The following is a 23,867-nucleotide window of genomic DNA, read 5'->3' as shown; positions in this document are numbered from 1 at the left end:
TCATATTTGTCTTTTGGAATTTCAATTACAACTTTTGGCTTTTCGCTTGTGACTTTTGGCTTGTGGCTTTTGGCTAATGCCTTTTGGCTTGTGGCTTGTATCTAAATCACCACTCAATCTCCCTTTTCCCTTTTTCCTTTAAAAAAGCATTTGCCTTACTGAAATGCCTGTTGCCGAACCAATGGCCTTTATTTGCACTTAATGGAGACGGGTGGCCTGATTCCAGCACCAGGTGCTTAGACTTATCAACACGGCCTCCCTTCTTTTTGGCAGGGCCGCCCCATAGCATAAACACTACGTCTTTCTTTTGGTCGGATATTTTTTGGATAACGGCATCAGTAAACGTTTCCCAGCCTTTACCCTGGTGGCTGTTGGCTTCACCACGCCGCACGGTAAGCACCGCATTCAGCAGCAGCACGCCCTGTTTGGCCCAGCGCTCAAGATTACCTGTAGGCGGGAATGGGTTCCCTAAATCTGTTTGGATTTCCCTGAAGATATTCTGCAGTGACGGCGGCAGCGGTACCCCATCATTTACAGAGAATGACAGTCCGTGTGCCTGTCCCGGCCCGTGGTATGGGTCCTGCCCAAGTATCACAACTTCAACCTTATCAAACGGGCAGTTGTCAAATGCCGAAAAAATCTTTCTTCCCGGAGGATAAACCTCACCTTTTTTATATTCAGACCTCACAAATTCTATAAGCGACTCAAAGTAAGGTTTGTCAAACTCATCCTGCAAAACGTTTTGCCACGATGCCTCAATATCAACTTTCATTATATAATTTTAAGCAAATATAACCATCAGGAAATTTTTTCACATCCAAACAAATGGTAAACTTTCTGCCAAACTTACAGGCTGTACCTTTATGTAGTAAATTTGCATACTATTTGCTCTAAGATTAAGCATGATAAGCATAACAGAAAAGACACTAAAAGACCTTGAATTCCATACCGTTCTTGAAACTGTTGCCGCAGGCTGCGTAACAGAACCGGGGCATGACAAGGCACTTGCTATACAACCTTTTAAAAATAAAGACGAACTGATGCAGGCCCTCCGCCAGACATCAGAATACGTGTCGTCTTTCGACAATAATAATGCGCTGCCTAACCACGGGTTTGAGCCGATAACCAATGAGCTGAAATTCCTTGCTATTGAAGACAGCCACCTTGACGCTGCTGCCTTCAGGAAACTGGCCGCATTGTCTGAAACAGCCAACACGCTTATCAAATTCCTTGAGAAGTTTGATGACTACTACCCTATGCTGAACCAGCGTGCACAACAGGTAGAGTATAGTAAGGAAATTATTAAGAATATAGACAAGGTTATTGATAAGTATGGTGAAGTAAAAGATGATGCCTCGTTAAAGCTTAGCGAGATACGCCGCGAGATGGCAGCCGTAAAGGGCAAAATAAACCAAAGCTTTGCATCAGCGCTAAGCCAGTATGCAAGCCTGGGCTATCTTGATGACATCCGTGAAAGCGTGGTGGAGAACCGCCGTGTATTGGCTGTACTTGCCATGTATCGCCGTAAAGTAAAGGGCTCAATACTTGGAAGTTCAAAAACCGGGAGCATCGCTTATATTGAGCCGGAAGCAACCCTTCGTTATTCGCGTGAGCTGAACAATTACGAGTACGAGGAAAAGGAAGAGATAAAGAAGATATTACTGCTCCTTAGTGACATCATACGCCCATTTGTTCCTGTGCTTTACCAGTACCAGGATTTTTTAACGGATATAGATGTAGTTGCTGCAAAAGCAAAGTATGCACGAAGGATAAACGGGCTGCTGCCTGCAATTACTGAAGAGAAAAAAATGTTTTTCCGTGAAGCATTTCACCCTATCCTGTACCTGAACAACAAGCGCAAGAACGAAGTAACGTACCCGCAGACAATTGAACTGACGAATGATAACCGCATCATCGTAATTTCAGGGCCTAATGCCGGGGGTAAGAGTATCACGCTTAAAACCATAGGGTTATTACAGCTGATGCTCCAGAGCGGGCTGCTGATACCCGTACACGAACGCAGCGAGACATTTTTATTTGACAGGATACTGACGGATATTGGCGATAACCAGTCTATAGAAAATCACCTGAGCACTTATAGCTACAGGCTGAAGAACATGAACTATTTCTTGCGGAAATGTAATGACAAAACCTTGTTTTTGATAGATGAGTTCGGTACGGGGTCTGACCCTGAACTCGGCGGAGCCCTGGCAGAAACATTTCTTGAAGAATTTTACCATCGTGAGGCTTTCGGTATCATCACAACCCACTACACCAACCTAAAAATACTGGCTGATGAACTGCCGCATGCCACCAACGCCAACATGCTATTTGATGAGCGTTCGCTTGAGCCGATGTATAAATTGATACTTGGGCAGGCAGGTAGCTCTTTTACCTTTGAAGTGGCCCAGAAAAACGGGATTCCGTATGGGTTGATAAACCGTGCAAAGAAGAAAATTGAAGGCAGTAAAGTGCGGTTTGATAAGACTATTGCCAACTTGCAAAAAGAACGGTCTAAGCTTGAAAAAACATCGCAGGTGCTTAAGGAGGAAGAAGTAAAAGCCCGCGAAGAAAGTAAAAAGATGGAGAGCATCAACAGCAAAATACAACAGAAACTGGAAAGTTACCAGGAATTGTATGATGCCAACCAAAAACTGATTTATCTTGGCCAGCGGCTTGATGAAATGAGTGATAAGTACTTTAATAATAAAAACAAGAAAGAGCTTATCGGTGAATTCCTGAAGATGGTAGAGATAGAAAACTCAAAGCGCAAAAAGGCTACCCCGAAAGAGAAAAAGCAGAAAGAAGCCGTTCAAAAAGAAGTCATGGCTGAAGTTAAAGTTAAGGTAGAGGAAATTCGCCAGGAAAAGAAAGAGAAGAAAATAAAAGATATAAAAGAAGAAGCGAACAAACCGAAAGTACCTCTTAAAGTAGGTGACCGTGTTCGGCTTATTGATGGTAAGGCAGTAGGTACGCTTGATGCTGTTGAGAAAAATAAGGCTACGGTAAATTATGGGATCTTTACATCTAAAGTAAGCCTTGATACCCTGGAACTAGTAGAGGCTAAAAAGAAATAATTATGGACAACCTTCCTAAAGATAAAAAGATAATACTGTTTGACGGCGTATGCAACCTGTGTGATGCTACTGTGCAGCGTGTGATTGAACATGATAAAAAAGACGTTTTCCGTTTTGCCGCCATACAGTCTGAAATTGGCCGGCAAATAATAAATCATATCGGTATAGATACAGCTAAAACAGACTCAATAATATTATATGAACCAGGCCATGCCTACTATTATAAAGCAGAAGCCGCAATGAAGATAGCCAAACAAATGGGTGGTTGGTATAGTATTGTGGGCTGGTTCAGTTTTTTACCTGAATGGATTTCCAACGGAATGTATGATTACGTTGCCCGCAACAGGTATAAATGGTATGGTAAGAAAAATGAGTGCATGATACCTACACCGGAATTGAAAGCTAAATTTCTGTAATATATAAAAACAAAAAGCCCTTGCAAATGCAAGGGCTTTTTTATATCAAGACAATTATATTATTGCTTAACAATTTTCTTTGTTGTCATTCCTTTATCTGAAGATATGTTCATCATGTAAACACCAGCAGAAAGGTCAGAAATGTTAATCTGAGCTTCAGATACATTGTTAACTTTTAGAGCTTTAACAGTACGGCCGTTAAGATCTATAAGCTCAACGCCATTTACAAGTGCATCTTTACCAGATACAGTTATAACGTTTGAAGCAGGGTTAGGGAATACAGCAAATGTAGAAGCAAGTACATCATTAGTACCGGCAGTACCGGTTACCGTAATCTCAATAGTATCAAGGAAGATAGCTGTAGCTGTAGCATTTGCAGCAGAGTTATTGTGGAAACCAAAGTAATATACGCCACTGGCAGGAACTGTCCAGTTTGGAGTAGTGTTTTGTGTGAAATCCGCAGTACCTGTTGGGTTAATAGCCTGAAGCACCTGAGTTTGAGATGCAGCAATTTGATCTAAACCTGCAGTAACCCTTAAAGACATTGGAGCTGGAGCCGGTGTAGGACCACTTTGCGGAGGTGAAACATATAAACGAGTTTTATACTTAATGCTTACAACTTGCCCTTCGCTTAAATAAATACCTCTTGAGAAGCTCCACTCATCTGAAGCAGTGTCGTCATTGAAGCTATAAACTGATCCACCTGTACTTCCGTCAGTATAGCTAAGAAGTGTACTGGTTGAAGGTGGGTAGAATAAAGCGAAATCTCCGATAAATCCGTCTTCAGGGTCTGCTGCAGTGTTGAAGTTATGATTAAAGCTTCCAACTTTAGGAAGATAACCATAATATGGGCCCTGCCAGCCACTTTGAGTAAAGCCGCAGTTAGACCTGATGTAATACCTGAAGTTTGCTGAAGCCGGTAAACCTGTAATTTCTCCAAGAGTATATGGTGTAGCAGTAGCAGCAGTTATAGGCACTATTGTACCAGTGCCGGCAGCAGCAGTAATATTTGTACTCCAGTCTATATCATAGCTTGAAGGGCTGCCAATAGCATTATTCCATGCAAGTACAGCGCTGGTCGTTGTATAATCACCAGGAAGGTAAACACTATTTTGGCCAGGCCTTACACAAGATACTGCGTTAAATGCAAATGTCCATTGGAATCCCAGTGTACTGGTACCATTCCAGTAGCTATCCCACTGAATATGGTAGGTTTTACCAGCTTGTACAGGGAATGTTAAAGTAGTTTTGAAGTTTGTTGCCGATACGTCGTCAGCGGTAGCGATACATGTAAATGTAGTAGTACTGCAGTTATTTGTTTCAATAACAGAAACCCTGGTATCATTTGTGTAAGTTGTACCGTTATTGGCAGCCAGGTCACTTGAGATCGTTACTTCACCATTTGCAGTAGCGTCATATTTGTACCACCTCGCTTTAATATTGGTATTACTGGCAAGGCAATAAGGAACGTATGTACCGGTCATATTTGGTGCCGTAATAGGATTACTTGTAGTGTTAGTAACAGTAGCCGGCGTTGCACATGTAGAACCTACCTGTGCATGTGCTGTAAAAAGAGACCCTAACACCATGGCCCCTAAGAGTAAAAGTTTTTTCATAATGAAAGTTTTTTTTAATTGATTGCCAAATGTAATAAAAAAATAAATGATAACAATCACATAACCTGCAAAATCGTTTATTTTTTAAAGCAGAATGATGAATTGTTTCTATAATAGTAATCAGAAAATTAAATATGTTACAAAAAATATCAATATTTTAAATCAAATATATTTAGCGCTCTTGTTACGAAGCTGAAAATCAGCCAAAACTATTGCCGCCATAGCTTCAACAATTGGTACTGCACGAGGCACAACGCAAGCATCATGCCTGCCCCTGCCCTTCATTATTACTTCTTCAGCAGCATTATTAATTGTTTTCTGTTGCTGTATAATAGTTGCAACCGGCTTAAACGCCACCCTGAAATAAATATCCATTCCGTTGCTTATGCCGCCCTGTATACCACCCGAAAGGTTTGATTTTGTAGTGCCGTCTGAATTAAAAAGATCATTGTGCTCACTGCCTTTCATCCTTGAGCCGCAAAATCCGCTTCCAAATTCAAAGCCTTTTACAGCATTAATTGATAGCATGGCTTTACCAAGTTCCGCATGCAGCTTATCAAATACAGGCTCGCCCCATCCTGCCGGTACACCTTTTATAACACAGGTAATCGTACCGCCTACAGTATCTCCCGCCTTACGTATCTCCTTAATATATGTTTCCATTTTTTCTGCGGTTGCGCTGTCAGGGCATCGTACATCATTACTGTCAGTAACACTTAAGTCAAGAGCCTGATAGGGTTTATCAATAAATATATCTCCTACAGAAGACACAAAAGCATTGATGCTAATATCAGGCAACAGCTGCTTTGCAATTGCCCCCGCTACAACCCTGCAGGCCGTTTCGCGGGCAGAGCTGCGCCCACCTCCGCGGTAATCGCGTATGCCATACTTTTTATCGTAAGTATAGTCGGCATGGCTGGGGCGGTACACATCTTTAATATGGTTATAATCTGCAGATTTATGGTCTTCATTTGGTATTATAAACCCAATTGGTGTGCCTGTAGTCTTTGCTTCAAAAATCCCTGAAAGAAACTGTACCGTATCACTTTCTTTCCGCTGCGTGACAATGGCTGATTGTCCCGGCCTGCGCCTGTCGAGCTCATGCTGTATTGCCTCAAAATCAACTTCAAGGCCGGCAGGGCAGCCGTCTATCACTCCACCGATGGCTTCGCCGTGTGATTCCCCAAAAGTTGTAAGCTTGTAAATGGTTCCGAAAGTATTACCCGACATATTTATTGTTTTAAACAAAGATACATGTTCTGTATATTAATTTTAATAGCAGTATTCTTATTCAATAAATAATCGTATTCTCTAAAAATAAGTATATTAGCCTGCTAAACTAAACCAAAATGAAAAAGATTATCATTCCGTTTGCGGCAGTAGCTTTATTCTTCATGTCATGTTCAAGCGACGACAGCGCTGCAAATCCTAATGAAAACAATACACCTACGGCTGACTTTCTGCCCTTGCAGGAAGGCAACTACTGGGTTTATAATGTTGAAAGCGAGACAGCGCCGGCCGGCCAGGATCATTTATATATTTCCGGTACAGAAACAATCAACGGGAAGGTATATGATAAATTCCTCACTCAGGAAGCCCCAATGGGGTTTTATTCAAGCAGCCTTTACAACAGCGGTGTAAGGCAGGAAGGCGATAAGCTTTTAGTAACCGGGCAAACACAATTTGCTTTTGCCGAAGGTGTGCCTCTTAATATAAACGTAACGGACTTTGTAATTTTTAAAGAAAATGCTGTGAGCGGGCAAATGCTCGGCACTACAAGCGGCACCATAAACCAGACTATTGAAGGCTATGACTTGCAGATAAATTATGTGCTGACAACAACTGCAAAAGGCAGCCTTGCTACGCATACTGCCGGCACACATACCTATAATGATGTAAAGAAGGTTGAGACTGTACTAAATCTTACTATATCGTCTCCGGTGACAATAGGTGGAGTTCAGTCTAGTGTTACAATAATGCCGGCTCAAAATGCTGTGGTATCTACACAATATTATGCAAAGGAAATTGGCGTGGTGCATGTAGAGACAGATATCAATTATAATTTATCACCATTTGCACAGAACTTGCCACTACCTGTTCCCACATCATTTAATGACCATCAGGAAGAGATATTGAGTAGCTATAATGTAAATTAACATTAATTTTTGTTGGTGTTAAAGATTGCATAATGTACTATCCCCGCTCAAAGCGGGGATTTATATTTGTATGAAATATCTAACAAAACAATTATGAAGAGACTACTTTTATCAGCTTTTATGCTCGTTGCAGTGGCATTCAGCGCAGAAGCACAGGACAAGAAAAATGCCATAGGACTTCGTCTTGGCGATAACGATGGTTTTGGCGGTGAGGTTTCTTACCAGAGATGGCTTGATACAAATAACAGGCTTGAATTTGACCTTGGATGGAGAGATTCACGTCATTATGATGCTGTGAAACTGGCGGCACTTTACCAATGGGTATGGAATATTGATGGCGGATTTAACTGGTATGCCGGTGTAGGCGGCGGATTGGGCACATGGGAGTATGACCACCGCGACCACCCTGTTTGGGATGATCGTCATGACGACAGCGGTACATTTGCTTTTGTAGCGGGTGATATAGGTATTGAGTACAACTTCCCTTTCCCGCTTCAGTTATCGCTTGACTTCAGGCCGGAACTTTATTTTGGAGATGATTTCCGTGATGAAAACTTTGGCCCGGACATTGCGCTTGGTGTGAGGTTCAGATTCTAACAAGATAAATATAAAAAAACCCGCCGTGGCGGGTTTTTTTATATTTATTCTTTTATAAACTTGGCAAATTGATTTCCGTTTGTAGTTTCAAGTGAGATAAAATAAAATCCTGACAAAAGACCTGATAAATCTAAATTGTCAGGCAAACCCTCGAAAGACAAAACATTCCTTCCATTAGTATCAAGAATTTTGCCTCCTTTTACCACTACGTTATCTTTTAACTTTACATTTAGTATATCTTTTACAGGGTTAGGGTATAATGATAAAGTAGTATTCTCAAAACTATCAGTGCCTGCTACGCAGTTAGCTGAGAGGCTATCGCCTGCAATTATCCATCCTGCCTGTACCAACGCCGCTCTTGCTGCAACATTACAGTACTTTAGGGTAGTAGCTGTAAACCTCTTACTTTGAAGGCCCAATTGTACAAACTTAGACAAAAGTGAATCATAATTTGAAACATTCATACCACTGTGGCTTAAAAAACCAGTATTTTCTAAAGAAAAGAGACTAAGCTTGACTGAAGGATTATAGTTCCACGATGACAGGTCCCTGGTTAAACAGGGTTGCCCCTAAAAACATTCCCTGCATATCTAAAACTCCGGAAATGTTCCAATCATTGAGCGGTTGGTTAAATACAACATTATATTTAAACATATTTTCCATTGTTGTTACACTGGTTACATCCCATTGGTTTATAGGCTGATTAAATTCTGCCGCATGAAACATATACCACATTGATTGCACTGACGATACGTCCCAGTTGTTAAGCGGTTGATTATATATCGATCTTTCAAACATTCCTGCCATACTTTGAACATTAGACACATCCCATTCGTCAAGCGGCTGATTAAATTTGCTATTCATAAACATTCTTATCATATTTGTAACCGCTGAAACATCCCAGTCAGAAATTGGCTGATTGAACTTTGAATCACTAAACATATACCTCATATTGGTCACGGAAGATACATCCCAACTGTTTAACGGCTGATTAAACTCACTTCCGACAAACATCTCCTCCATAGTGGTTACCGACGATACATCCCATTCATGTATGAAGAAATTAAACTCTGAGAAGCGAAACATCGCTTTAAAATTTGTTACGGAACTTACATCCCAATTATTTAAAGGTTGATTATAATCAGCTCCATAAAACATTTCCTCCATAGTGGTTACCGAAGACACGTCCCAATTGTCAATCGGTTGATTAAATGCGCTGTATTCAAACATGCTGTTCATATCTGTAACCTGAGAAACGTCCCACGGCAGGGGATGATTGTAGGCGCAACCATGAAACATATTTGATATGTTTGTTACAGAAGATGTGTCCCATGTGTCAATAGGTTGATTGAATGAAGTTGCGGCATAAAACATAGCCCTCATATCTGTTACATTTTCCGTCGCCCAATTGTTTAAGGGTTGATCAAATGAATTTGCTCCAAAGAACATATAACTCATATTTGTAATTGCCGAAACATCCCAGTGTCCGATTGGGCTGTTAAAGTTCGTAGATCCTCTGAACATATTATCCATACTCACTGTATTCAATAAATTGGGTACGTCTGTAGCATTAAACACAACGTGTGGACAATTAGCAAACCCGTAACTAAAGTGTACCCATTGTGCACTGCCCCACTGCTCTACAGTTCTGAATTTTTCGCTGGTGCTGGAAACTCCAATTGAGACATAATCAATATTGCCTGAAACGGTAACAGTATATATACCAGGTGAGCTATAAGTGTGAAAGGCAGTACCTATTTGATTGGGAATTACAGTTCCGTCACCAAAATCTATCGTATAAGTTGTAAGCGGCGCAGTCCAATTACCAACTGGAAAATCAATGTTGAGGCTATTCCCCTGCACTTCCCATGTAGTTATAAATGGTTGTTGCGCAACGCAAACATAAGTGATAAAAAAAAAGTGAAAGGAAAGTGTAGAATTTCGTCATGAGCTTTTTTTGCAAGTTTATGATAAAAATTAACATTCTACAATAAATAAGATTAAACTAAGAATAAAAAGCCCTTCATTTCTGAAGGGCTTTTTATTCTTAGTTGCGAACTAACTTTTTGTATTTGATACGCTTCGGTGTAAGGTCTCCGCCAAGGCGCTTACGGCGGTTTTCCTCGTATTCAGAGAAACTGCCTTCAAATGCATACACTTCAGAGTTTCCTTCAAAGGCAAGGATGTGTGTACAAACCCTGTCAAGGAACCACCTGTCGTGTGATATTATTACCGCACAGCCTGCAAAGTTTTCCAACCCTTCTTCAAGCGCACGCAACGTGTTAATATCAAGGTCGTTGGTAGGCTCATCCAGAAGCAGTACGTTACCTTCTTCTTTCAACGTTATGGCAAGGTGCAGCCTGTTGCGCTCCCCGCCTGAGAGCGTGCCTACTTTTTTATTCTGGTCACTTCCGCTGAAATTGAAACGGCTAAGGTAAGCGCGTGAATTTACCTGGCGGCCACCCATCATTATAAGTTCCTGCCCGTCAGCAAAGTTTTCCCATATCGTTTTCTCAGGGTCAATATTGGCATGAGATTGGTCAACGTATGCAATCTTCACGGTCTCACCCACTTTAAACTCACCCTTATCTGGCTGTTCCTCGCCCATTATCATACGGAAGATGGTAGTTTTACCTGCACCGTTAGGCCCAATAATCCCTACAATACCCGCCTGTGGCAGTGTAAAGTTCAGGTTTTCATATAATAATTTATCACCAAAGGCTTTAGCTACACCCTGTGCTTCAATTACGTTTGTACCAAGCCTCGGCCCGTTCGGGATGTACAGTTCCAGTTTTTCTTCAAGCTCTTTCTGGTCCTCGTTCAATAACCTGTCGTAGTTTTGTAAACGCGCTTTCTGCTTAGTCTGGCGGCCTTTCGCTCCCTGGCGTACCCAGTCAAGCTCACGCTCAAGGGTTTTCCTGCGCTTGCTTGCCACTTTCTCTTCCTGCTCCATACGCTTAGATTTCTGGTCAAGCCATGATGAGTAGTTCCCTTTCCATGGGATACCCTCTCCCCTGTCAAGTTCCAGTATCCAGCCGGCTACATTGTCAAGGAAATAGCGGTCGTGCGTTACGGCAATCACCGTACCTGCATATTGCGCAAGGTGCTGCTCGAGCCAAAGCACGCTTTCTGCATCAAGGTGGTTGGTAGGTTCATCAAGAAGTAACACGTCTGGCTGTTGCAGTAGTAATCGGCAAAGCGCCACACGCCTTTTCTCACCACCCGAAAGTACTTTAATAGGTGTGTCGGCATCCGGAGTGCGCAGTGCATCCATCGCAATTTCAAGCTTAGTGTCAAGCTCCCATGCGCCCGCTGCGTCAATTTTATCCTGTAGCTCGCCCTGGCGGTCCATCAGCTTCTGCATCTTATCGGCATCTTCATATACTTCAGGGTCACCAAAACTGTCATTTATCTTATTGAATTCTTCAAGAAGCGCTACTGTTTCCGCCACACCTTCACGAACAATTTCAATAACAGTTTTGTTTTCGTCAAGCTGAGGCTCCTGCTCAAGGTAACCTACGGTATAGCCCGGCGAGAAAACCACATCACCCTGGTAGCTTTTATCTACGCCTGCGATAATTTTTAATAGTGTAGATTTACCCGAGCCATTTAAACCGAGTATACCGATTTTTGCTCCGTAAAAGAAACTAAGGTAGATGTCTTTAAGTACCTGTTTGTTGCCGCCCTGGTAAGTTTTGTTTACCCGCGACATTGAAAATATAACTTTCTTATCGTCTGACATACTTAATAAGTTTGTAGTTTTTGTTTCAAGTTTAAAGTTTCAGGTTTCTAAGCCTGCAAAATAGTAACATATATAATTAAACCCGCCCTTTAAGCGAGCTAAATACCCATGCTATGGCAAAAAAGCCAACGCCCACGGCTGAAAATCCCCATCCGGCAACATCGGCATAGCGGTAAACGCCCAGGCCTATCAGCAGCAGCCCCATTATTATCATTATAAAAGTAGCCCAGCCAAGTATTGTGTTTTTATTCATCCCCATTAGTTCATGTCTGTTTAAGAAGGCTGCAAATATCGTGATAATACCGCTTAATTAAAAATCTTTACCAGCATCTCTTTAAGCAAATCTGCCGTAGGTATATTGTTGGCGCCAACGCCTTTACTTTTCACGTCAACATCACGCAGGGCAGCTACAATGGCGCTCACTTTTTTCATTGGGTAATTTCGCGCGGCAATATCATAATCTTTCACGAAATAGGGATTGATACGCAACGCTTTACCCACATTCGCCTGCGATTTATCTTTAAGTCCGTGGTATTGCAGCAGCTGTGAGAAAAAGCCAAACACAAGCCCTGTTGTCATAACCAGCGGATTGTCTTTGGGGTTCTGTGCAAAATAGTCAGCTATACGATAAGCCTTCAGCTGGTCGCGCTCCCCTATGGCTTTCCGGAATTCAAACACATTGTAATCTTTACTGATACCGATATTTTCCTCGATGTCTTTTGGTGTGATGGTGCTGCCTTCTGGTAGTATAATTGTAAGCTTTTCAAGCTCATTATTCACTTTACTCAGGTCGTTACCCAAAAACTCCACCAGCATAGCAGCGGCCTTTGGTTCAATGCCATATTTCTTACCGGCAAGTATGCGCTTAATCCAGTCGGCTACCTGATTCTCATACAGCTTTTTGCTTTCAAACACTACTCCAGCCTTTTCAAGCACTTTGGTTACTTTTTTACGTTTATCAAGGGTTTTGTATTTATAAGCAAAAACCAAAACTGTGGTAGGCTGTGGGTTTTCGGCGTAATATTCCAGTTTGTCAATAGTGCGCGACAGTTCCTGTGCTTCCTTCACGATTACCACTTGCTTATCGGCCATCATGGGGTAGCGCTTAGCGTTTGAGATGACATCTTCTATAGATACATCTTTACCATAAAGCACCATCTGGTTGAAGCCTTTCTCATCTTCAGAAAGTATATTTTCTTCAATATATTCCGTGAGCTTATCAATATAATAGGGCTCTTCCCCCATCAGGAAATAAATGGGCTTTATATTGCCCGCTTTTATATCGTTTACAATCTTTATAACCTCGTCCACCCTGTTATCGTGATTTGTGCTGTTAGCGAAAAGCAGTACATTTGCGCCGATGCAGAAGCTTAACTTCCCTGACTATACTTTCCGTTTCAAAAATAGTGAAAACAAAATTGCTATTTTTTGTGAGACGCGTAAAAAGTTTATCATCCTTACGCCTGAAGAATGGGTGCGACAGCATGTGGTACGTTTTCTTACCGTTGACAAAAAGTACCCTGTAAGCCATGTAAATGTTGAAAAAATCATTAGGATGAACGGTTTAGTTAAGCGCTATGATGTGGTTGTATATCAGCCTGATGGAGGCATCTTTTTACTTGTAGAGTGCAAGGCGCCGGAGGTTACAATTTCACAAAATACTTTTGACCAGATTGCGCGCTACAATATGCAGCTGAAGGCACAGAACATGATGGTGACCAACGGCATTAATCACTACTTTTGCCGCATTGACAATGAGCAGGAACAATATCAGTTTTTGCCCGATATACCTGAATACACAAAATGAGCATAGCGGTTGTAATATTAAACTGGAACGGGAAGGGATTGCTGGAAAAGTTTTTACCATCGGTTACGGCCTACTCACAGGAAGCAACAATATATGTGGCAGATAATGCCTCAACCGATGACTCTATGGCATTTGTCAGGGACGCTTACCCACAGGTAAAGATCATTCAAAACACAGGCAATTACGGTTATGCCAAAGGATATAACGATGCCCTGCGTGAAGTTGAAGAAGATATTTACGCGCTTGTAAACAGCGATGTTGAAGTTACCGAAGGCTGGCTTAACCCTGTTTTAGAACTATTTGAATCTGATACTGAAACGGCTATTATTCAGCCTAAGATACTTGATTACAAAAACAAATCTTATTTTGAATATGCCGGTGCTGCGGGCGGGTTTATAGACAGGCTTGGATACCCGTTTTGCCGGGGCCGCATTTTCAACACGCTGGAAGAAGACCGCGGGCAGTATGATGACAACAGCGAGATTTTCTGGGCGTCCGGAGCATGTTTATTCATAAGGAAAGATGTGTACCGCGAACTTGGCGGCTTTGATGAAGATTTTTTTGCCCACCAGGAAGAGATAGACCTTTGCTGGAGGGCTTTCAACCTTAATTATAAGGCGAAGTACTGCTACAAATCCGTAATCTATCATGTGGGCGGGGCTACGCTGCAAAATACAAATCCAAGAAAAACATTCCTTAATTTCAGGAATTCGCTGCTTTCAATGCTTAAAAACCTGCCCCGCGAAATGGTCTTCCCAATCATCTTCGCGCGCCTGTGTTTAGATGGTGTTGCAGGTATACACTTTATATTCCAAGGGAAATTTGCGCATTGCTTTGCAATTTTAAAAGCACATTTTTCATTTTATTCGCTACAGTTCAAATTCCTAAACAAAAGAAAATCAAAAAAATACAAAAATTACTACAAGACTAACAGCATCGTTTATAAGTATTTTCTGAAAGGTGGCAGGATTTTTGATTCCGGTTTTAACAATAGTTTATAAGACTATTGCGTTACTATATATACTTTAATTACTAATTTTGTTAAAATTCAAAATGTTATTCTTATGAAGAGAGCCATCTTAACACTTTCATTAGCGGTGCTTACGCTAACGTCTTGCGGCACAAAAAGAAGATTGCAGAGCTTGAAGCCAAAAACAAGGAAATCCAGGATTTGCTGAACACGGCAACTATTAAGCTTAATACCTGCCTTGCTGAAAAAGAAGTTATGGCTTCGCGCATTGAAGACCTAAGGACTGCCAACCAGGACCTTAAAGTTTCAAAAGACAATTTTGCAACGCTTTCTACAAAAGGTGCAGAGAACATCGAAAAATCACTTGAGAGCCTACGTGAAAAAGACCTGAAGATAAACAGGCTGCAGGATGCCCTTACACGTAAAGACAGTGTTACACTGGCACTTGTTACCAGTATTAAGAGAGCTGTTGGTGTAAATGACCCTGACATCAATGTAAGTGTTGAAAAAGGTGTGGTTTATATATCGCTTGCCGATAAGTTACTGTTTAAGAGCGGAAGCTACCAGGTGACTGACAGAGCTAAAGAAATACTTGGTAAAGTAGCACTAATTGTAAAAGATAAACCAACGTTTGAATGTATGGTTGAAGGACATACTGATAATGTGCCTATCAAAAACCCTGTGCTTCAGGACAACTGGGATTTGAGCGTGAAACGTGCTACATCTATTGTGCGCATACTTCAAAATGATTTCGGTATTGAGCCTAGCCGCCTTGTAGCATCGGGCCGTGGTGAGTATGTGCCGCTTACCGGTAATGATACTGCAGAAGGCCGTTCAACAAACAGGAGGACAAGGATACTTGTACTGCCTAAGATTGACCAGTTCTATGACATGGTAGAAAAAGAAATGAAAAATATGTCAGGTAAATAAAAGCCTGACTTATAAATAAAAAATCCGCCTGAAAGGGCGGATTTTTTTGTTTTTATAATTGCTCTACACCAAAGTCGTCATCCTTCTCATCTTTAAACCTGTTGCGGTTTTGTTGTTCTACCGGCAGGGCATCATCTGGAATGTTGTTTTGGTTTTCCAGCATGTGTTGGTTATCCGGCTGTTCACTTTTTGTTTTTTTGTTTTGCGACTGCTGGAATTTAGCATACTGCTCATCATGATTTTGGGCCATTTTTTCTGTCGCTTCTTTATTTGCCTCCTCACTATCATGAGGCTTATTAGCATCATCTCTATTACTCATAGCGTTTAATTTTTTGGTTATTAACCAAAGTTAGCCAACAATAAAACAGCTATATTATAAAATACAGTTAATGTTTAGCGCATACTGTATGGCCTGCGTGGCAGGGCAGGCCTGTTTATGATTACGCCTGTAATGCATATTAATAACAGTACAATAACCATGCTCAGGTAAATAATGCCTTCACTACTATCTAATGTAGGGAAATCTGTTATCAGGAAATACATTGTAACTATAAAAGCTGAGAGTGAAAAAATAAAACTGAAATTTCTCATATCCTATAATTTTTAAGTTTACCGCTAGTATCTTGAGTACGTTAAACCAAGTTTTACCAATAGTATGCAGACATTAATAAAACTGACAGGATATAATCCCGGGATCATTAAGGTAAAGATACTAAAACTTCTTAAACAATTGTTAAGTAAATTGTTATGAAATTATTCAGCTTACGTAAGTTAAGGCTTATTTTTTAGCAGGCTGGTTGCTGTAAAAATCCGGTTGAAAAGTGCATCAAGGCACTGGAGGTCAGTTTGGCCTTGTGACGTGTTTTTAATCTCGCATTTCTCAAGAAAGAAACTCTCTGCTGTAACAGATTGTTTTTTTGACGCAGGGAGGATTTTTAGATTGGAGATAGTAACGCGATACATGCCCGCGCTCCTTTCTATTTCAAAATTAAAATCATACCGGGCATCCACAAATGCTTCAGATGTACCGGGACATGAATTTTTTACATTCCTGGCGATACCTTTATAAATATTATTCTTATCTGATATAATAGTAAGGCTCGGATGCTTTTCTAATATTGATGCAATGTTAGTTTCGCTGGTAACAAAAACATTTTCCCAAATTACAGCATTATCTCTTACAACAAAAGTCTTTGTCTGTGAGCAAACAGGCAGTGTAAAGAATAAAAGCAGAAGAAAATGTTTCATCCTACAAATGTAAACAATGTATCAAATGCAGTAAATGTATCGATTTATATTTTAGTGTGAAAAAGATTATAAAATTTTACAGCAGAATATATCCTTGAGTTACATGATAACGCTATTTATGAAATTTTAATATAGTTTTAAAACAATTCAATTTTATTATACTGAATTTTGCTTTGTAAATAAATACAGCCACTATGAATTTAGCAGTTTTGAAAAAAATGGTCAGGACAATGGTGCAGTCGCGCCTTAGGAGCTACAGGCAGAAAAGGTTGCAGCGTTATTTTATTTCGTAACCAACCATTACGGATTTAAAGATTTTTTGCCGCTGCTATCTACCAGCGGCAAAATTTTTTCCCTCCAGACCACAAGCTTTTCCTGAAACCGCATAGATGCATTTGCGCCGCTTGGCGATGGAAGTACATCATAAATAATACCGTCCCTCCTTCCAACATATCTATCATAGTAAGCTGCGGCATTTTTACTGGAAAAAAACACATGCTTAATCTGCGGATGCATTGCGTAAAAAGCTTCAAAATCATTCGGCACTTCATTTTTGATGTTGCTGTCAAGGCTTCCCTCCCGTTCACAATATTTCAATACATCCCATAATGCTATTTTGTACTTATGCAAAAGGTTTATACGTTCAGCATAATCAGCCGAAAAACTTTCTCCTAATACTTCAAAAATAATTTTCCAGAAATGATTGCCGCGATTGCCATAGTATTGTTGCAGCTCAAGAGATTTTTCTCCCGGCATTGTGCCTAAAATAATGATTTTTGAGTCGTTATCAGCTACTGGTTTAAAAGCCTGTTTCATAATTATGCAACAAAAATGTAAAATCTTGCAAATACCTGCGAAAGGTTTTCCTACAATCAGCGTTAAACATTTGTTATCGGCTGATTTTTAATATATTATTAGGATTTCTCGCTCTAAGTTACTTCTAAATTTGTTAGAGAGCATTACAAAATAATAATTACAAACATCCAACATTATCATGAAAACAGCAACAAAATCAACTGCTAAGAAAAGTACCGGAACTAAATCTACAGCAGCATCAAAATCTACAGCATCAAAAACCACTGCAAAAAAGGCAACAGCATCAAAATCTACGGCATCAAAAACTGACAGCCGCGGAAAGGTAAAAGCAAAATCTACCGCAGCTGAAGGACTAAGGGAACTTTATATTGACAGCCTTAAGGATATTTACTGGGCAGAGAAAGCACTTTTAAAAGCTTTACCTAAAATGGCTAAGAATGCTGAAACTGAAAGCCTTGTAATGGCTATTGATGAGCACACTGCAGTAACTGAAGAGCAGGTAGCACGCCTCGAAAAAGTATTTGAACTTGCGGGCAAAAAAGCTACTGCAAAAAAATGCGAGGCTATGGACGGGCTTATTAAAGAAGGCCAGGACATTATGGAAAGTACTGAGCCGGGCCCTGTGCGTGATGCAGGCATCATTGCCGCTTCACAAAAAATTGAACACTACGAGATTGCAACATACGGAACATTGGTAGCTTTTGCCAAAACACTTGGCGAAGAAGAAGCTGCACAACTTCTTGAAATGACTCTTGCTGAAGAAAAAGAAGCTGACACTACACTTACAGACGCCGCTTACAACACCATCAATTTTGATGCTGCTGACGAAGATGCGGAAGAAGAGATGATGTAATTGGCAGCATCAATGAAGACGGGGCTTTAACGCCCCGTTTTATTTTACACAACTTAACCACATGAAAGCATTTTTTCGGAATAATGGGCTTTCCATTACTTTCCTGTTATTGTTTTTGGCATCAATTATCGGGCAGGTAGCTTTTGGCCTTCAGGAGCATAATAAAGAACAGGTTGAAGATGGCGGCGCTGCCGTGTCTTTAACTGACTATTTAACCACGGGCCATTTCATACAGGCAACATTTGAAAACTGGGAAAGCGAATTTTTCCAGATGGCATTGTTTGTCTGGTTTACCATCTTCCTGATGCAGAAAGGCTCTTCTGAGTCGAAAAGATTTGACGGGACAGACGAATCTGACCGTGAGCCCGACCCTACTGTGGAAGATGCCCCGTGGCCGGTTAAAAAAGGCGGATGGCTGCTGGCTGTGTATAAGCACTCACTAACGCTGTCATTGCTGTTACTGTTCATTGTATCATTCATTATACATTTCTACGGAAGTTTAGCCGATGAAAATGAGCAAAATGCTTTAAAGGGAAAACCACTGGAAACAGCGGGAGAATATATAGCTGACTCACGTTTTTGGTTTGAATCATTCCAGAACTGGCAAAGCGAATTTTTATCGGTGTTTGCAATAATTACACTATCAATTTACCTGCGCCAGCAGGGCTCACCGCAATCAAAGCCGGTAGATGCACCGCATGACGAAACCGGAGAATAATAATTACTAATAAAAAACCATCCAACTTATGAAAGCAGTAGTTTTCCACAAACCAAAAGACATGAGGGTTGAAACTGTTGACGACCCTATTATTGAAGACCAGAGAGATGTAATACTTAAGGTTACATCAACTGCCATATGCGGTAGTGACCTGCATATTTATAACGGCTACCTGCCACAGGCAAAAAATATGATTATGGGCCACGAGTTCATGGGCATTGTCGAAGAAGTAGGCAGTAATGTGCGCAACCTGGTTAAAGGCGACCGCGTGGTAGTGCCCTTCCCTATCTCGTGCGGTTCATGCCATTTTTGTAACATGGATTTGCCGACGCATTGTGAAAATTCAAACGACAATTATGGCCCTGAAGGTGCGCTGCTAACCGGTAAAGGTGCTGCGCTGTTTGGCTATACTGATTTGTATGGCGGCTACAGCGGCGGCCAGGCAGAATATGTTCGCGTACCTTATGCTGATTACGGCCCGCGTAAAATAAGCAGTGGCCTTACTGATGAGCAAGTGCTATTTTTGACAGATATATTCCCCACCGGATGGAGCGCCATTGACTGGGCTGAGCTAAAGGGTGGTGAAACGGTTGTGGTTTGGGGTTGCGGCCCTGTGGGTATCATGGCAATGAAATCGGCATGGCTGCGCGGTGCAGGCCGTGTAATAGGCGTAGATATACTTGACTATCGTCTCGAAAAAGCGCGACTTGCTGCCAATGTGGAAACTATCAACGGTAAAGATGTTGATGCGGTTGAAGCCATACGCAACATGACCGGAGGTTACGGTGCTGACGTATGTGTGGACGCCGTGGGTATGGAAGCTGACCACTCTATATGGACAAGTGCCAAGAACATCATCCAGGGTGAAATGGGAACAATGAAAACATTAGAGCGCTGTTTTGATGCCGTTCGCAGAGGCGGTACGGTAACTGTAGTGGGCGTGTACGGTACACCGTTTGACAATTTCCCGCTGCACCAGTGGTTTGATAAGGGAATCAAGATGCGTGGAGGGCAGGCGCCGGTACACAACTACATAGACCACCTGATTGATCTTGTGCAGACAGGCAAGGTTACGCTTAATGACATTATCACACACAACGTACCAATGGCCGATGCCGCGAAGATGTATGACATTTTCAACAATAAAGAAGAAAACTGTGTGAAAGTAGTATTAAAACCATAGGTATTATATTCTATAGTGTTTAATTTTAAAAGGCAGTAGCTGTTATAGTTGCTGCCTTTTCGGTTATTAACCTTAAACAAAACATCATGAAAGCATTATGGAAAGGGAGTATCAGCTTCGGGCTGGTAAACATCCCCATAAAACTATACAGCGGCACGCAGGCACATAATCTTAATCTCGATATGATACGCGCGAAAGACAAATGTGCAATACAATATGTGCGTGTCTGCAAAAAGATGGTAAGGAAGTATCGTGGGATGATATTGCCAAAGGCTACAAAAAGGAAAATGGTGACTATGTAGTGCTTGACAAAGATGACTTTGCTAAGGTCCAACCCGAGAAAAGCAGCACGCTGGATATTTTCGAGTTCATCAAAGAAGAAGAAATTCCGAGTAAATATTTAGAGAAGCCATACATCTGCGAGCCGGCTAAAGAAGCAAAAAAAGTATATGCACTGCTGAGGGAAGCGATGAAAAAGTCGGGTAAAGTCGGCCTGTGCAAATTTGTAATGCGTACGGCCCAGCACATGGGAATTTTAAAAGTTGAGGATGACGCCATACTGCTCATACAGATACGCTTTAATGACGAGCTGCGCGACCCAAAAGAAGTAGAGCTCATCCCCAGAGACATTACCATCAACAAAAAGGAGCTTGATTTGGCGATGAGCATCATCAATTCGCTAACAGATAAGTTCGACCCCAAGAAATACAAGGATACTTATAAGGAAGACCTTATCAAGATGATTAAGAAAAAAGCAGCCGAAAAACCGGGCGCTAAAGCTCCGGAACCAAAAACACGCCGCAAAAAAGCCTCAGAACCTAAAGATGACCTGCTTGAACAACTGCGCGCCAGCCTTGCCACTATTAAAAATTAACCGCCATGAAGCTGAGTGAATATAACCGTAAGCGTGACTTCAAGAAAACTGCAGAGCCTAAGGGTAAGGTTAAAAAACCAGGGAAAGAGCTGCATTTTGTAGTACAGAAACACGATGCCTCCCGCCTGCACTATGACTATCGCCTGGAGATTGATGGCGTGCTGGTAAGCTGGGCAGTGCCAAAAGGCCCGTCGGCAGATACAAAAGTAAAACGCCTTGCCATGCATGTTGAGGATCACCCTATGGATTATATTGACTTTGAAGGGACTATCCCAAAAGGGCAGTACGGCGGTGGTACGGTGATGGTTTGGGATACGGGAACCTTTCTCGCCGAGGGCAGCGATGACCCCGTGGAAAGCGAGAAAATACTAAAAAAATGCTGAAAGAAGGCAACATCAAGGCTGTGCTTAACGGCAAAAAATTAAAGGGCTCCTATCACATTGTGCGTATAAAAAGCAAAGACGACAGCGACCCCTGGCTGCTGATGAAAGGCAAGGATGAATATGCCGATGGCAAGGATTTTGACCAGACGTCAGTGGTTACAGGCCGTACGCTTGACGAAATTGCTAATGATAAGAAGAGTAATGTATGGAAAAGCAACCGCGCAGAGAAAAATTCCGACTATGATAAAAACATCCTGGCTGATGAGGAAGAAACTTTAGAGCCTGATGCGCCAACTGAGACTGAGACCGAAACACCTAAATTTACTGCCGAGGACGTTGCCGATGCCAAGCCGTTGAAGAACTTCCCTAGTACCTGGCTTCCGATGCTAGCCACGCTTACGGATGAAGTATTCGACAATGACGACTGGATTTTCGAAACGAAGTATGACGGTTACCGGTCGCTTATCCGCATCAATAAAGGCAAGGTCGACCTGGTTTCGCGTAACAATCTTTCTTTCAACGATAAATACAAACCGCTTGTAAAAGCTTTTGAGGCGATTAAAGACGATGTTATCCTTGACGGTGAGATTGTGGTGGAAGACAGTAAAGGCAAGAGCCATTTCCAGTGGTTGCAGTACTTTGCCGAGAACCCCGACCGAGGCCAGCTTAAGTGCTATGTGTTTGATATATTGTACTTCAACGGGTTTGACCTGACCGGACTCAAACTCCTCCAGCGCAAGCGGATACTTGAAGCACTTCTCCCCCAATCGGACGAGATCATCTACAGCAAACATATCGTTGGCAAAGGTGCAAAGGCACTGAAAGAAGCTGAAAAACTGGAAGGCGAAGGCCTCATCGCGAAGAAGGTAGACTCCAAATACCTCATAAATAAGCGCTCGAAAGAGTGGCTCAAAATCAAGATCACTAAAGAACAGGAAATGGTCATCGGCGGATTTACCGACCCAAAAGGCGGCCGCTCAGGCTTCGGTTCGCTGCTGCTTGGGTATTATGAAGGTGATAAGTTCATCTATGCCGGTAAGTGCGGTACAGGCTTTAATGACGAGTCGCTTAAAGACATGGCCACCAAACTGAAGAAGCTGGAAATCAAGGACTCGCCTTTCGCCGTAAAACCGCGGGAACGCGGTATCCACTTCATTAACCCCGAGCTCGTTGCCCAGATAAAATACACGGAGTGGACCGAAACCAACTCGCTTCGCCACCCGGTGTTTATTGCGCTGCGGAATGATAAAGACCCGAAAGATGTAGTTAGGGAAAAGCCACAAGCAAGCAGCCAAAAACTTGACGAGACGACAGCAGAAAAAGCTATTGAGAAGAAAGTTTCAAAGAAAGCCACTAGCGACAAGCCAAAAGCCACGAGTAAGTCAAAAGACCAAAGTCCGAAATCGGAAGCCAAGAGCGACAAGTCAAAAGCTGCGAATAAGACAACTGAGACTGTGACTGTGACTGCGACTGAGACTAAAAAGAAAATAACGACTAAAAAGAACATTTCGCCTAAATACTCCATGAAGAAAGGCTATGATAAAGACAAGGTAGAGATTACTAATCCGGATAAGATATTTTGGCCGGATGAGGGCTATACCAAGGGCGACGTCATAGAATATTACGATATGATGGCCGAGTACCTCCTGCCCTACATACAGGAGCGTCCGCAGAGTATGCGCCGCACGCCAAACGGTATTCAGGGTGAGGGTTTCTTCCAGAAAGATATGCAGGGTAACGCGCCTAAGTGGTCCAAGACCAAGAAGATAAAGAGTAAGAGCACGCAGGAGAGCATTGAGTACCTTATCTGCAACGATAAGGAAACGCTGATGTATATGGCCAACCTGGGCTGCATCGAGATCAACCCGTGGAGCAGCCGCCTGGGCAGCATCAACAATCCCGACTATATCATTTTTGACCTCGACCCGAATGAAATTGGCATACCCGAACTGGTTACCGTAGCCAAAAAGGTGAAGGAAATACTGGACAGCCTGGGCATTAAAGGTTACCTTAAAACCAGTGGCGGCAAGGGGCTGCATATCTTTATCCCGGTGCTGCCCAAGTACACGTATGACCAAACCCGCGATTTCTCGCACATCATAAGTCAGTTTGTGCTCTCGGCGCTACCCGATATCACGAGCCTTGAGCGCATGCCCAACAAGCGCAAGGGCAAGGTGTACCTCGATTTTTTACAGAACGGCAAGGGCAAGACCATGAGCTGCGCCTACTCCCTCCGCCCGCGCGAAGGCGCCACTGCCAGTACTCCGCTAGCCTGGGAAGAGCTTGACAACCCTAAGTTCAACCTGAAAGACTACAACATTAAAACCCTGCCCGAACGCGTTAAAAAATTGGGCGACCTGTGGGCGAATTTCTTCGATGATGCCGTGGATTTGGAGAAGGTGCTGGAGAAGTTAGGATAATTTGCCGCGAAACCAATTACGCCCAACATGTTAATCGCACTAGTTTATGTGTGCGAGGTTG

The 23,867-nt window shown here is 42.1% G+C and carries 25 protein-coding genes and 1 pseudogene; 14 read left to right on the top strand and 12 right to left on the bottom strand.

Going from position 1 to position 23,867, the window contains the following annotated elements; translation table 11 throughout:
* Positions 1 to 106 precede the first annotated feature (106 nt).
* Positions 107 to 772: a uracil-DNA glycosylase gene (gene ung / locus LRS05_RS09000; RefSeq protein WP_257868019.1), complete on the bottom strand. Its 666-nt coding sequence runs from the start codon at positions 770 to 772 to the stop codon at positions 107 to 109.
* Between the two features lie 130 nt (positions 773 to 902).
* Here ung and LRS05_RS08995 point away from each other — a divergent pair, with 130 nt between their 5' ends.
* Positions 903 to 3,077, top strand: a complete 2,175-nt coding sequence (locus tag LRS05_RS08995; protein WP_257868018.1) for a DNA mismatch repair protein MutS — start codon at positions 903 to 905, stop codon at positions 3,075 to 3,077.
* A 2-nt stretch (positions 3,078 to 3,079) separates the two neighbouring features.
* Positions 3,080 to 3,493 (top strand): thiol-disulfide oxidoreductase DCC family protein, encoded by a 414-nt coding sequence (locus LRS05_RS08990; protein ID WP_257868017.1) that lies wholly within the window; start codon positions 3,080 to 3,082, stop codon positions 3,491 to 3,493.
* A gap of 59 nt (positions 3,494 to 3,552) precedes the next feature.
* Here the strand turns inward: LRS05_RS08990 and LRS05_RS08985 are convergent, their stop codons facing one another.
* Entirely contained in the window at positions 3,553 to 5,109 is a 1,557-nt protein-coding gene (locus tag LRS05_RS08985; RefSeq protein ID WP_257868016.1) for a T9SS type A sorting domain-containing protein, read from the bottom strand.
* Positions 5,110 to 5,271: 162 nt separating this feature from the next.
* A complete protein-coding gene (gene aroC, locus LRS05_RS08980; RefSeq protein WP_257868015.1) occupies positions 5,272 to 6,339 on the bottom strand; it encodes a chorismate synthase in 1,068 nt (355 codons plus the stop codon).
* Between the two features lie 119 nt (positions 6,340 to 6,458).
* On the opposite strand from aroC, the gene LRS05_RS08975 reads away from it, so the two are divergent.
* Both LRS05_RS08975 and LRS05_RS08970 read left to right on the top strand, forming a co-directional pair.
* Positions 6,459 to 7,265, top strand: a complete 807-nt coding sequence (locus LRS05_RS08975) for a hypothetical protein (RefSeq protein WP_257868014.1) — start codon at positions 6,459 to 6,461, stop codon at positions 7,263 to 7,265.
* A gap of 93 nt (positions 7,266 to 7,358) precedes the next feature.
* Positions 7,359 to 7,862: a hypothetical protein gene (locus LRS05_RS08970; protein WP_257868013.1), complete on the top strand. Its 504-nt coding sequence runs from the start codon at positions 7,359 to 7,361 to the stop codon at positions 7,860 to 7,862.
* A gap of 44 nt (positions 7,863 to 7,906) precedes the next feature.
* Here LRS05_RS08970 and LRS05_RS08965 read toward each other — a convergent pair whose 3' ends face one another.
* From LRS05_RS08965 to holA, 5 genes are all read right to left on the bottom strand, one after another.
* A complete protein-coding gene (locus LRS05_RS08965) occupies positions 7,907 to 8,326 on the bottom strand; it encodes a T9SS type A sorting domain-containing protein (RefSeq protein WP_257868012.1) in 420 nt (139 codons plus the stop codon).
* A 61-nt stretch (positions 8,327 to 8,387) separates the two neighbouring features.
* Positions 8,388 to 9,725, bottom strand: coding sequence for a BspA family leucine-rich repeat surface protein (locus LRS05_RS08960; protein WP_257868011.1), 1,338 nt, complete (start codon positions 9,723 to 9,725; stop codon positions 8,388 to 8,390).
* Positions 9,726 to 9,909: 184 nt separating this feature from the next.
* Positions 9,910 to 11,604 carry an energy-dependent translational throttle protein EttA gene (gene ettA / locus LRS05_RS08955; protein WP_257868010.1) on the bottom strand — a complete coding sequence of 565 codons (1,695 nt, stop codon included), beginning with the start codon at positions 11,602 to 11,604 and terminating at the stop codon, positions 9,910 to 9,912.
* A gap of 76 nt (positions 11,605 to 11,680) precedes the next feature.
* Positions 11,681 to 11,863, bottom strand: coding sequence for a CAL67264 family membrane protein (locus LRS05_RS08950; protein WP_257868009.1), 183 nt, complete (start codon positions 11,861 to 11,863; stop codon positions 11,681 to 11,683).
* A 47-nt stretch (positions 11,864 to 11,910) separates the two neighbouring features.
* On the bottom strand, positions 11,911 to 12,915 hold the full coding sequence (gene holA, locus LRS05_RS08945; RefSeq protein ID WP_257868008.1) for a DNA polymerase III subunit delta: 1,005 nt from the start codon (positions 12,913 to 12,915) through the stop codon (positions 11,911 to 11,913).
* Positions 12,916 to 12,964: 49 nt separating this feature from the next.
* Between holA and LRS05_RS08940 the strand changes: the two genes are divergently transcribed.
* The 3 genes and pseudogenes from LRS05_RS08940 (at position 12,965) to LRS05_RS08930 (ending at position 15,311) form a co-directional block, all read left to right on the top strand.
* Entirely contained in the window at positions 12,965 to 13,411 is a 447-nt protein-coding gene (locus tag LRS05_RS08940) for a type I restriction enzyme HsdR N-terminal domain-containing protein (protein WP_257868007.1), read from the top strand.
* Positions 13,408 to 14,412 carry a glycosyltransferase family 2 protein gene (locus LRS05_RS08935; protein WP_257868006.1) on the top strand — a complete coding sequence of 335 codons (1,005 nt, stop codon included), beginning with the start codon at positions 13,408 to 13,410 and terminating at the stop codon, positions 14,410 to 14,412. The genes LRS05_RS08940 and LRS05_RS08935 overlap by 4 nt, the downstream gene beginning before the upstream one ends.
* A gap of 63 nt (positions 14,413 to 14,475) precedes the next feature.
* A pseudogene (locus LRS05_RS08930) lies at positions 14,476 to 15,311 on the top strand (flagellar motor protein MotB).
* Between the two features lie 52 nt (positions 15,312 to 15,363).
* On the opposite strand, the gene LRS05_RS08925 reads toward LRS05_RS08930, so the two are convergent.
* From LRS05_RS08925 to LRS05_RS08910, 4 genes are all read right to left on the bottom strand, one after another.
* Positions 15,364 to 15,630: a hypothetical protein gene (locus LRS05_RS08925; RefSeq protein ID WP_257868005.1), complete on the bottom strand. Its 267-nt coding sequence runs from the start codon at positions 15,628 to 15,630 to the stop codon at positions 15,364 to 15,366.
* Between the two features lie 74 nt (positions 15,631 to 15,704).
* Positions 15,705 to 15,902 carry a hypothetical protein gene (locus tag LRS05_RS08920; protein ID WP_257868004.1) on the bottom strand — a complete coding sequence of 66 codons (198 nt, stop codon included), beginning with the start codon at positions 15,900 to 15,902 and terminating at the stop codon, positions 15,705 to 15,707.
* Between the two features lie 180 nt (positions 15,903 to 16,082).
* Positions 16,083 to 16,559 carry a hypothetical protein gene (locus LRS05_RS08915; RefSeq protein ID WP_257868003.1) on the bottom strand — a complete coding sequence of 159 codons (477 nt, stop codon included), beginning with the start codon at positions 16,557 to 16,559 and terminating at the stop codon, positions 16,083 to 16,085.
* Positions 16,560 to 16,859: 300 nt separating this feature from the next.
* Positions 16,860 to 17,375 carry a DNA-deoxyinosine glycosylase gene (locus LRS05_RS08910; RefSeq protein ID WP_257868002.1) on the bottom strand — a complete coding sequence of 172 codons (516 nt, stop codon included), beginning with the start codon at positions 17,373 to 17,375 and terminating at the stop codon, positions 16,860 to 16,862.
* 178 nt (positions 17,376 to 17,553) lie between these two features.
* Here LRS05_RS08910 and LRS05_RS08905 point away from each other — a divergent pair, with 178 nt between their 5' ends.
* From LRS05_RS08905 to ligD, 7 genes are all read left to right on the top strand, one after another.
* Positions 17,554 to 18,228, top strand: coding sequence for a ferritin-like domain-containing protein (locus tag LRS05_RS08905; RefSeq protein WP_257868001.1), 675 nt, complete (start codon positions 17,554 to 17,556; stop codon positions 18,226 to 18,228).
* A gap of 61 nt (positions 18,229 to 18,289) precedes the next feature.
* On the top strand, positions 18,290 to 18,946 hold the full coding sequence (locus LRS05_RS08900; protein WP_257868000.1) for a DUF6766 family protein: 657 nt from the start codon (positions 18,290 to 18,292) through the stop codon (positions 18,944 to 18,946).
* Positions 18,947 to 18,974: 28 nt separating this feature from the next.
* On the top strand, positions 18,975 to 20,129 hold the full coding sequence (locus LRS05_RS08895) for a zinc-dependent alcohol dehydrogenase (RefSeq protein WP_257867999.1): 1,155 nt from the start codon (positions 18,975 to 18,977) through the stop codon (positions 20,127 to 20,129).
* An 86-nt stretch (positions 20,130 to 20,215) separates the two neighbouring features.
* Positions 20,216 to 20,431 carry a hypothetical protein gene (locus LRS05_RS08890; protein ID WP_257867998.1) on the top strand — a complete coding sequence of 72 codons (216 nt, stop codon included), beginning with the start codon at positions 20,216 to 20,218 and terminating at the stop codon, positions 20,429 to 20,431.
* Positions 20,332 to 21,003, top strand: a complete 672-nt coding sequence (locus LRS05_RS08885) for a Ku protein (RefSeq protein WP_257867997.1) — start codon at positions 20,332 to 20,334, stop codon at positions 21,001 to 21,003. The genes LRS05_RS08890 and LRS05_RS08885 overlap by 100 nt, the downstream gene beginning before the upstream one ends.
* A gap of 5 nt (positions 21,004 to 21,008) precedes the next feature.
* On the top strand, positions 21,009 to 21,386 hold the full coding sequence (locus tag LRS05_RS08880) for a DNA polymerase ligase N-terminal domain-containing protein (RefSeq protein WP_257867996.1): 378 nt from the start codon (positions 21,009 to 21,011) through the stop codon (positions 21,384 to 21,386).
* Positions 21,380 to 23,806, top strand: a complete 2,427-nt coding sequence (gene ligD, locus LRS05_RS08875) for a DNA ligase D (RefSeq protein ID WP_257867995.1) — start codon at positions 21,380 to 21,382, stop codon at positions 23,804 to 23,806. The genes LRS05_RS08880 and ligD overlap by 7 nt, the downstream gene beginning before the upstream one ends.
* Positions 23,807 to 23,867: the final 61 nt, after the last annotated feature.

The organism is Flavobacterium sp. J372 (genome assembly GCF_024699965.1).
Lineage (GTDB): Bacteria > Bacteroidota > Bacteroidia > Flavobacteriales > Flavobacteriaceae > Flavobacterium.
Note: the sequence above shows the minus strand (reverse complement) of the source record. Positions and strands in the feature narration are given on the sequence as shown.

Excerpts from the sequence above, each read along its gene's own strand:
- ung (WP_257868019.1), bottom strand. The coding sequence starts at position 772 with ATGAAAGTTGATATTGAGGCATCGTGGCAAAACGTTTTGCAGGATGAG.
- LRS05_RS08995 (WP_257868018.1), top strand. The coding sequence starts at position 903 with ATGATAAGCATAACAGAAAAGACACTAAAAGACCTTGAATTCCATACC.
- LRS05_RS08990 (WP_257868017.1), top strand. The coding sequence starts at position 3,080 with ATGGACAACCTTCCTAAAGATAAAAAGATAATACTGTTTGACGGCGTA.
- LRS05_RS08985 (WP_257868016.1), bottom strand. The coding sequence starts at position 5,109 with ATGAAAAAACTTTTACTCTTAGGGGCCATGGTGTTAGGGTCTCTTTTT.
- aroC (WP_257868015.1), bottom strand. The coding sequence starts at position 6,339 with ATGTCGGGTAATACTTTCGGAACCATTTACAAGCTTACAACTTTTGGG.
- LRS05_RS08975 (WP_257868014.1), top strand. The coding sequence starts at position 6,459 with ATGAAAAAGATTATCATTCCGTTTGCGGCAGTAGCTTTATTCTTCATG.
- LRS05_RS08970 (WP_257868013.1), top strand. The coding sequence starts at position 7,359 with ATGAAGAGACTACTTTTATCAGCTTTTATGCTCGTTGCAGTGGCATTC.
- LRS05_RS08965 (WP_257868012.1), bottom strand. The coding sequence starts at position 8,326 with ATGAATGTTTCAAATTATGATTCACTTTTGTCTAAGTTTGTACAATTG.
- ettA (WP_257868010.1), bottom strand. The coding sequence starts at position 11,604 with ATGTCAGACGATAAGAAAGTTATATTTTCAATGTCGCGGGTAAACAAA.
- LRS05_RS08950 (WP_257868009.1), bottom strand. The coding sequence starts at position 11,863 with ATGGGGATGAATAAAAACACAATACTTGGCTGGGCTACTTTTATAATG.
- LRS05_RS08940 (WP_257868007.1), top strand. The coding sequence starts at position 12,965 with ATGCAGAAGCTTAACTTCCCTGACTATACTTTCCGTTTCAAAAATAGT.
- LRS05_RS08935 (WP_257868006.1), top strand. The coding sequence starts at position 13,408 with ATGAGCATAGCGGTTGTAATATTAAACTGGAACGGGAAGGGATTGCTG.
- LRS05_RS08925 (WP_257868005.1), bottom strand. The coding sequence starts at position 15,630 with ATGAGTAATAGAGATGATGCTAATAAGCCTCATGATAGTGAGGAGGCA.
- LRS05_RS08920 (WP_257868004.1), bottom strand. The coding sequence starts at position 15,902 with ATGAGAAATTTCAGTTTTATTTTTTCACTCTCAGCTTTTATAGTTACA.
- LRS05_RS08915 (WP_257868003.1), bottom strand. The coding sequence starts at position 16,559 with ATGAAACATTTTCTTCTGCTTTTATTCTTTACACTGCCTGTTTGCTCA.
- LRS05_RS08910 (WP_257868002.1), bottom strand. The coding sequence starts at position 17,375 with ATGAAACAGGCTTTTAAACCAGTAGCTGATAACGACTCAAAAATCATT.
- LRS05_RS08905 (WP_257868001.1), top strand. The coding sequence starts at position 17,554 with ATGAAAACAGCAACAAAATCAACTGCTAAGAAAAGTACCGGAACTAAA.
- LRS05_RS08900 (WP_257868000.1), top strand. The coding sequence starts at position 18,290 with ATGAAAGCATTTTTTCGGAATAATGGGCTTTCCATTACTTTCCTGTTA.
- LRS05_RS08895 (WP_257867999.1), top strand. The coding sequence starts at position 18,975 with ATGAAAGCAGTAGTTTTCCACAAACCAAAAGACATGAGGGTTGAAACT.
- LRS05_RS08890 (WP_257867998.1), top strand. The coding sequence starts at position 20,216 with ATGAAAGCATTATGGAAAGGGAGTATCAGCTTCGGGCTGGTAAACATC.
- LRS05_RS08885 (WP_257867997.1), top strand. The coding sequence starts at position 20,332 with ATGTGCAATACAATATGTGCGTGTCTGCAAAAAGATGGTAAGGAAGTA.
- LRS05_RS08880 (WP_257867996.1), top strand. The coding sequence starts at position 21,009 with ATGAAGCTGAGTGAATATAACCGTAAGCGTGACTTCAAGAAAACTGCA.
- ligD (WP_257867995.1), top strand. The coding sequence starts at position 21,380 with ATGCTGAAAGAAGGCAACATCAAGGCTGTGCTTAACGGCAAAAAATTA.